The 6767-nt window shown below is 33.1% G+C and carries 7 protein-coding genes; all 7 read right to left on the minus strand.

The window, feature by feature from the left end; translation table 11 throughout:
* Positions 1-795 precede the first annotated feature (795 nt).
* The gene (locus ACWNT5_RS24105) at positions 796-1527 is read right to left on the minus strand and encodes a hypothetical protein (RefSeq protein ID WP_456518838.1); all 732 of its coding nucleotides are present in this window, start codon (positions 1525-1527) and stop codon (positions 796-798) included.
* 82 nt (positions 1528-1609) lie between these two features.
* A complete protein-coding gene (locus ACWNT5_RS24110; RefSeq protein WP_456518839.1) occupies positions 1610-2233 on the minus strand; it encodes a hypothetical protein in 624 nt (207 codons plus the stop codon).
* 5 nt (positions 2234-2238) lie between these two features.
* Positions 2239-2505: a hypothetical protein gene (locus ACWNT5_RS24115; protein ID WP_456518840.1), complete on the minus strand. Its 267-nt coding sequence runs from the start codon at positions 2503-2505 to the stop codon at positions 2239-2241.
* 708 nt (positions 2506-3213) lie between these two features.
* The gene (locus ACWNT5_RS24120; protein WP_456518841.1) at positions 3214-3843 is read right to left on the minus strand and encodes a hypothetical protein; all 630 of its coding nucleotides are present in this window, start codon (positions 3841-3843) and stop codon (positions 3214-3216) included.
* A 200-nt stretch (positions 3844-4043) separates the two neighbouring features.
* Positions 4044-4448, minus strand: coding sequence for a hypothetical protein (locus ACWNT5_RS24125; RefSeq protein WP_456518842.1), 405 nt, complete (start codon positions 4446-4448; stop codon positions 4044-4046).
* Positions 4449-5029: 581 nt separating this feature from the next.
* Positions 5030-5698 (minus strand): hypothetical protein, encoded by a 669-nt coding sequence (locus tag ACWNT5_RS24130; RefSeq protein WP_456518843.1) that lies wholly within the window; start codon positions 5696-5698, stop codon positions 5030-5032.
* A 203-nt stretch (positions 5699-5901) separates the two neighbouring features.
* The gene (locus tag ACWNT5_RS24135; RefSeq protein ID WP_456518844.1) at positions 5902-6612 is read right to left on the minus strand and encodes an ATP-grasp domain-containing protein; all 711 of its coding nucleotides are present in this window, start codon (positions 6610-6612) and stop codon (positions 5902-5904) included.
* Positions 6613-6767 lie beyond the last annotated feature (155 nt).

The raw sequence follows: 6767 nt of genomic DNA on the forward strand, positions 1-6767 counted from the left end.
GCCAAATTAAGAAAATTGGTGTTGAAATTAGAAAAATCATCAATATTCCAAAAAAGAAGTAATGTCCGTTCATTTTAATTACTGGTAACGTTTAATATATGTGTCGTAGCAGGGCAAAATGTTACTCTGCTTTTCGATTTTTCTGCGCATTGGTTGCTAACTTTTCCATTCTGCAAGCATTGCGCCTTACCAAAAATACAACAACCAATCGATTGATCACTTTGCTGCTATGGCACATATATCGTGTTATCGTGCGTTTATTTTTTTCAGTCACTAACCTTACTAGACTAGCCATGCAAGGTGATATTACTTGCGTTATTACTCCGTTAATTTTATTTTTTCCTTCTCGCGATCACCTTGCAATCATTGGATTGGTGACAGACCTTACTAAATGGACCTGAACTTTTTTCGTCAGAAGCTGATCAGCCAAAAAAGCGATTTTTTAGCACGTTACTACTCCGTAATCCTCCTCAATTTTGGTTTTTTATCGTTTTTTTCTTCGATTAGACCTTAACCATCACAAAAATACTCAGATCATTGGGTGGTTAACCGTTCGTTGCTTTCGTTTTACTTTTCAGATTCTTAAAATGCACAGATAACGTTCCGTATAAGAAACGTAGGGCAGGTGATAAGCTATACGTTTCGGATTGGTACTAAGTTAAATATAAATATTTTGCTTTTATCATTTTTCGTAAATGCCAAATTTTATATTTGGCGACTTTACAAATAAACACAGACCTTTCAATCAAGCCACAAAGCCCTATGTTTTCTTATACATTGTTAGCTGCTTTTTTTCTAAATTTCCCAAGCAACTTCACAGGCGAAATACTCGGCAATAACAATTCTAATTATTAACATTCCCATATCATCTATAGCAATAAATCTGTATAAATCATCCTGAACATCAATCCAATCGTTAATAATCATACTTATATTTTTTTCTTTACCATCCTCTGAATTTACGATCATCTGTGTAACAAGCAGGCGCTGCATATTACGAGATCCTACTTCTCCAAAATTCTGTTGAAAATGAACTGAATTAAAAGTGTCTTGATCTTCTTTTGGAAGAGTTAGAAGTGGACCACACCAGAAATGATCGGGGTCTGATCGACAAGGTTGACTTAGTTCATAACTTGCGTGACCTCTCGCTAATTTTAACATTACATTATTCACTCGTTCAATTTCTGGTTCAAAAACAATTTGACCATCTATTTCTCGTCTAGAATTTTCAATACGTTGTCGTAAGGCTGGTGTTTTTTTCAAAATTTTAGCAACAGAAGGGCGACCAATTTTATCGGGATCAGTCGATCCACAAAGAACGCTCTCAATTAGGCACACAAAATACTGTTCGTCTTTTGAGAAACTTTGATTACAAGATTCACAACAACCCACAACATTTAAATTTGTTGGGTATGGACGTTCAAGAAGACATTTAGATGGTACGTGTTCTCTTGTTTCTGGCGGACCTCCACAATAGATGCATCCATTTAGTAATCTACTGTCCGCATAATTATTTAGTTGATCCATATTATTGCAGCTAACGTTGCGTGTATGAATCGTTGTGGCTTTTAGTCACTATGATTTTATACACCTTGTTATCTGTAGTTTTTTATTTAAATTTTGTTCTTAATAATTCAATCAGTTCGTTTGAGTCAATTGTGTTTTTATCGAAAAACCTTAAAGGTTCTCTAACCTTTGGGTATTCATCAACAAATTCAATTCCGTCAATTTCTTTAAGGTCAAACTTATTCATCGATTTGAGAAATGATTCTTTGTCAACTCCCCAAAACTTTATGTATTTAGATTCGGGAACGAAAATTTCTATCAAATCAGAATCCGAATGAAAAATCATTCCAATATCAATAAACGTATCAGAAATAATTTCAGTCTTATATTTAGAAAGAAAGTCAAGAGTTTGATTTCTGTCAGAATATTTTCCGTATTCAGGATCACAATCGGAATGATTAAATATCAATGAAATTTCATCTGGCATCTGTTTGCTCAATTCAAGTATCAAATCCCAAAGTTTTGAGTTGTCAATATTAATTTCAGCGTAGAAATTAAAAGCTAATTCTTTGTTTTCAGGATTATTGTCTTTTGGTAGAATTTTGAATCCTTCCACAATTTTTGCCGTATCTCGTAGCTTTAAACGTTCACTTACGGATGAATCCATAGGAACTTCATCAATTTTAGGAGCTCTTAAAGTTTTTGGTAATTCTAAAGATGGTTTCATAAATTCTATCTAAACGATTTCAGTTTTTTCAATTCAGCAATTACGGAATCATCAATGCATAATTTGTTAAGCTTGGCGTTTATTTCTTCCTCATATTGATTCGAGGTCATTCCATTTTTTATTAGTTCCAAATTTGCAACAAGTTCTTCCATCTCTACAATGATGTTTTGATTGGTGATACTTTTTTCTTCGGAAGTTCCTATTCGTTGAAGATGGTCTACATCACCTCCAACTTTTTTATACAATTCAATATGATATTTGGTTATAGTCATTGCAATTACAGATAACGTTTAATATATGTGTCGTAGCAGAGCAAAATGTTACTTTGCTTTTCGGTTTTTCTTGCGCATTGGTTGCTACCTTTTCCATTCTGCAATCATTGCGCCTTCATAAATATACAACAACCAATCGATTGATTACTTTGCTGCTATGGCACATATATCTTGTTATCGTGCGTTTATTTTTTTCAGTCACTAACCTTATTAGACTAGCCATGCAAGGTGATATTACTTGCGTTATTACTCCGTCAATTTTTATTTTTTCTTTTCTTGCGATCACCTTGCAATCATAGAGTAGGAGACAGACCTTACCAAATGAACCTGAACTTTTTTTCGTCAGAAGCTGATCAGCCAAAAAAGCGATTTTTTAGCACGTTACTGCTCCGTAATCCTCCTCAATTTGGGTTTTTCTTATCGCTTTTTCCTCGATTAGACACTAACCATCACAAAAATACTCAAGTCATGGTGTGGTTAACCGTTTGTTGCTTTCGTTCTACTTTTCGGATTCCTAAAATGCACAGATAACGTTTAATATATGTGTCGTAGCAGGGCAAAATGTTACCTTGTTTTTTGATTTTTCTGCGCATTGATTGCTAACTTTTCCTTTCTGCAAGCATTGCGCCTTACCAAAAATACAACAACCATTCGATTCATCACTTTGCTGCTATGATCACATATATAGTGTTGTGGTGCGTTTTTAGTTTATATATCACCGGTAATAGGTGGAGGCGGTGGAGGAGGAGGAGTTTCTATCCTTTCCTTCAACCATATTTTGAGATCATATTTAGTATTTAAGTCTTCATACGAATTGACTAATTTATTTAAGGTTTGAGAAAAACTTTTAATACTTATTTCATCATCGTAAGAGATAAAAATGATAACTTTTTCTGGACTATCACTATAACTTGAATTCGCCCCATTATTGTTATAATCCTTTTTCAAAATACTAGTTAAGCTATTTAACGGATAGTGTTTTCCACCTTTGAATATTGAGTCATTATGAATTTCGATAGTATTTCTGCGATAAATTAGAATACAACCAAACCTGTCCCAACAAGGATTTCTGAAATAAACAGTCTTCATTTCTTTGTTAGTTTTTAACACTACTTTAGGTATACTATCAATACAGGTAATCTCATCAGTTCGTTTGAGTAAATCTTTCCAACTATTGAATCGACTCAATTCCAGTTTAACACTGATGCTGTCATTTTTCGAATTCCAAATTCCGTATTTTTTTACAACTAATTGCTTTTCTTTTCGATCAGAATTTTGGCATCCGATTATTGTCAGAATGAGTAAAGTGAAAAATGATATTTTAATGTAATTCCTCATTTATTTAATGTACCACAACGTTTAATATATGTGTCGTAGCAGAGCAAAATGTTACCCTGTTTTTTGATTTTTCCTGCGCATTGGTTGCTAACTTTTACTTTCTGCAAGCATTGCGCCTTCATAAATATACAACAACCAATCGATTGATTACTTTGCTGCTATGGCACATATATCGTGTTGTGTACCGTTTTTTATTCGGTTTAGATTTTTAACTTTAATTCAAATTGGTCAGCAACTAATTCAATAATATCGTCATAAGTATGAAAAATATAATGTTCGTGTGATTTTTTTACTTTAATATCTCCATCGTACGAGTTTTTAAATTCAGTTATTCTCTTAGAATCAATTACCTTTTCAAAGCTTGAAGTATAATCAGAGTGATTATAAAAATCGAGTTCAATTATTTTAAATTCAAGAATTCCTTTAAAACTTATTTCATAGGGAATGAGTTTGTCATTTTCGCTATTAACATTTTCACACAACGATCCGTTAAATTCTCCAGTCAGCTTAACGGAACGAGTTCCGTCAAATTCAATTTTTTCCAAAAAGATAGCGTCTCTTCCGTAAATCAGTCCTAATTCCTTAATTATAATTGGTTCTTTCATTTTTGAAGTATGGTACACAACGTTTAATATATGTGTCGTAGCAGGGCAAAATGTTACCTTGCTTTTTGATTTTCCTGCGCATTGATTGCTAACTTTTACTTTCTGCAAGCATTGCGCCTTACCAAAAATACAACAACCAATCGATTGATCACTTTGCTGCTATGGCACATATATCTTGTTATCGTGCGTTTATTTTTTTCAGTCACTAACCTTACTAGACTAGCCATGCAAGGTGATATTACTTGCGTTATTACTCCGTCAATTTTTATTTTTTCTTTTCTTGAGATCACCTTGCAATCATCGAGTAGGGGACAGACCTTACCAAATGAACCTGAACTTTTTTTGTCAGAAGTTGATCAGCCAAAAAAGCGATTTTTTAGCACGTTACTTCTCCGTAATCTTCCTCAATTTTGGTTTTTCTTATCGCTTTTTTCTCGATTAGACACTGACCATCACAAAAATACTCAAGTCATGGTGTGGCTAACCGTTTGTTGCTTTCGTTCTACTTTTCAGATTCCTAAAATGCACGGATAACGATAAATATAACAAACGTTGTTGTCCCGAAGGGTAACTATGTTTTGTTATATAGTGTTAGTGGTTGTTTTTATATTCAAAAAAAGATTTTTATTGCTAATCCTTTCAATATTTTTTGCGTCATTTTCCGTAATAATTAGTTCCTTAGTTTCATCCGATAATTTGCGATGCATCTCGGTAACTGTAGTACCTAAAATATTAGCAACATCTTTTAGAAATTTTCTGTATTCTAATTTGAATTTATCATTATCAAAATTCTTGAGTTTTACATTATAAAATTTAGGATATGTGTGTTCATAGGGATCTATGAAAGATTTGGGTTCTGGAGTTTCCGTCCCACGCTGTTCATTCCACCATTTTCCATCTAATTCTATTTCTTGATCCCAATCAATTATTTTAATTTGAGGATTATTAATACAATGATCTATGAATTCTTGAGGTGGTTTAATATTATGCTCTTCCACATAATGTAAGAAACCTTCTGGCCAAACAAATTGACCGTCAGATTTTTCTCGGCATCCATTATCCGTTTTGTCACATAGTCTACAATAACTATATCCAGCAGCAACACTAGGAAGAAAATGCGATTTATTTAGATATCTAATCACTTTATTTTTCTCATTAGTGTCCCATTCAGAATCAACAAAATTAATAGGATGGGGTAATGACATTTCAAATTCACTTTTCCAGTAGCCTATTAATCGCATTATTTTCATTTTTCTATTTTCGTTTAAATTACCACTAACGTTTAATATATGTGTCGTAGCAGGGCAAAATGTTACCCTGTTTTTTGGCTTTTCTTGCGCATTGGTTGCTAACTTTTACCTTCTGCAAGCATTGCGTCTTTCCAAAAATACAACAACCATTTGATTGATCACTTTGCTGCTATGATCACATATATGTTGTTGTAAGCTGCCTTTTAATAATTTACAGTTGCTTCTCTTATTCCGGCAATTACTTTATTCGGATTGCAAGAATTCAATCCAGCGCCCCAACTTGAGTTAAACTCAATAATAAACCATCCATCGATTTGATTATGACCTAAGTCAATAACATAAGTCTTAGGCAAATCAATTGTATGATTTTGTAAAAAATCGATCAAAAATTCTTTTGCGAAATGTAGATCACAGTTCCCTTCATAAATAGCAATATCGAGAATCTCGTTGTTTAGTATAAAGGCACGAACTTCACTTCTAATCTCAATTATGCTTGATTTTATAACTTGTTCGTTTTTCTCAATTCCTTTTGTTTCTTTAGTAAAACTTTTTAAATCACTATAAACACTTGATTTAAATTTCTTAGGTTTAACAGGTTTGATAAAGGTTGGAAATATAGTATTGTCAATTTTTGCAATTTGCAGAACTTCGATCTTGCGTTTGATCCATTTAAAATCCAGTTCGCTTATTAACTCATCTTTAGGCTCAATAAGTTTTATTCCGAGTACTTGAGCTAAAACAAGACTGAAAGTATCAATTCCGTATATAGTTAATCTTTTTTCGTAATCAATATTTGGTCGCTCCCAAAACTTTCCAATTCGTTTAACTTCACCACCATTCTTTGTCCAACAATCTGCAATTGAATCTCGTTCAATATCCGCCTTGTCGGGAATTAACAAAATTTCGTTCGTCATTTAGGCCAGATATTTGTTTTGGTTGCTTACAACGTTGCGTGTATGAATCGTTGTGGCGAAGCCACTATGATTTTATACACCTTGTTACCAGTAGTTTTTTATTCAGTAATATACTTTTCAAATTCCGATTTATCAATTTTCAAAATTACAGTTGG

The sequence above is a fragment of the Aquimarina sp. 433 genome, assembly GCF_054054605.1.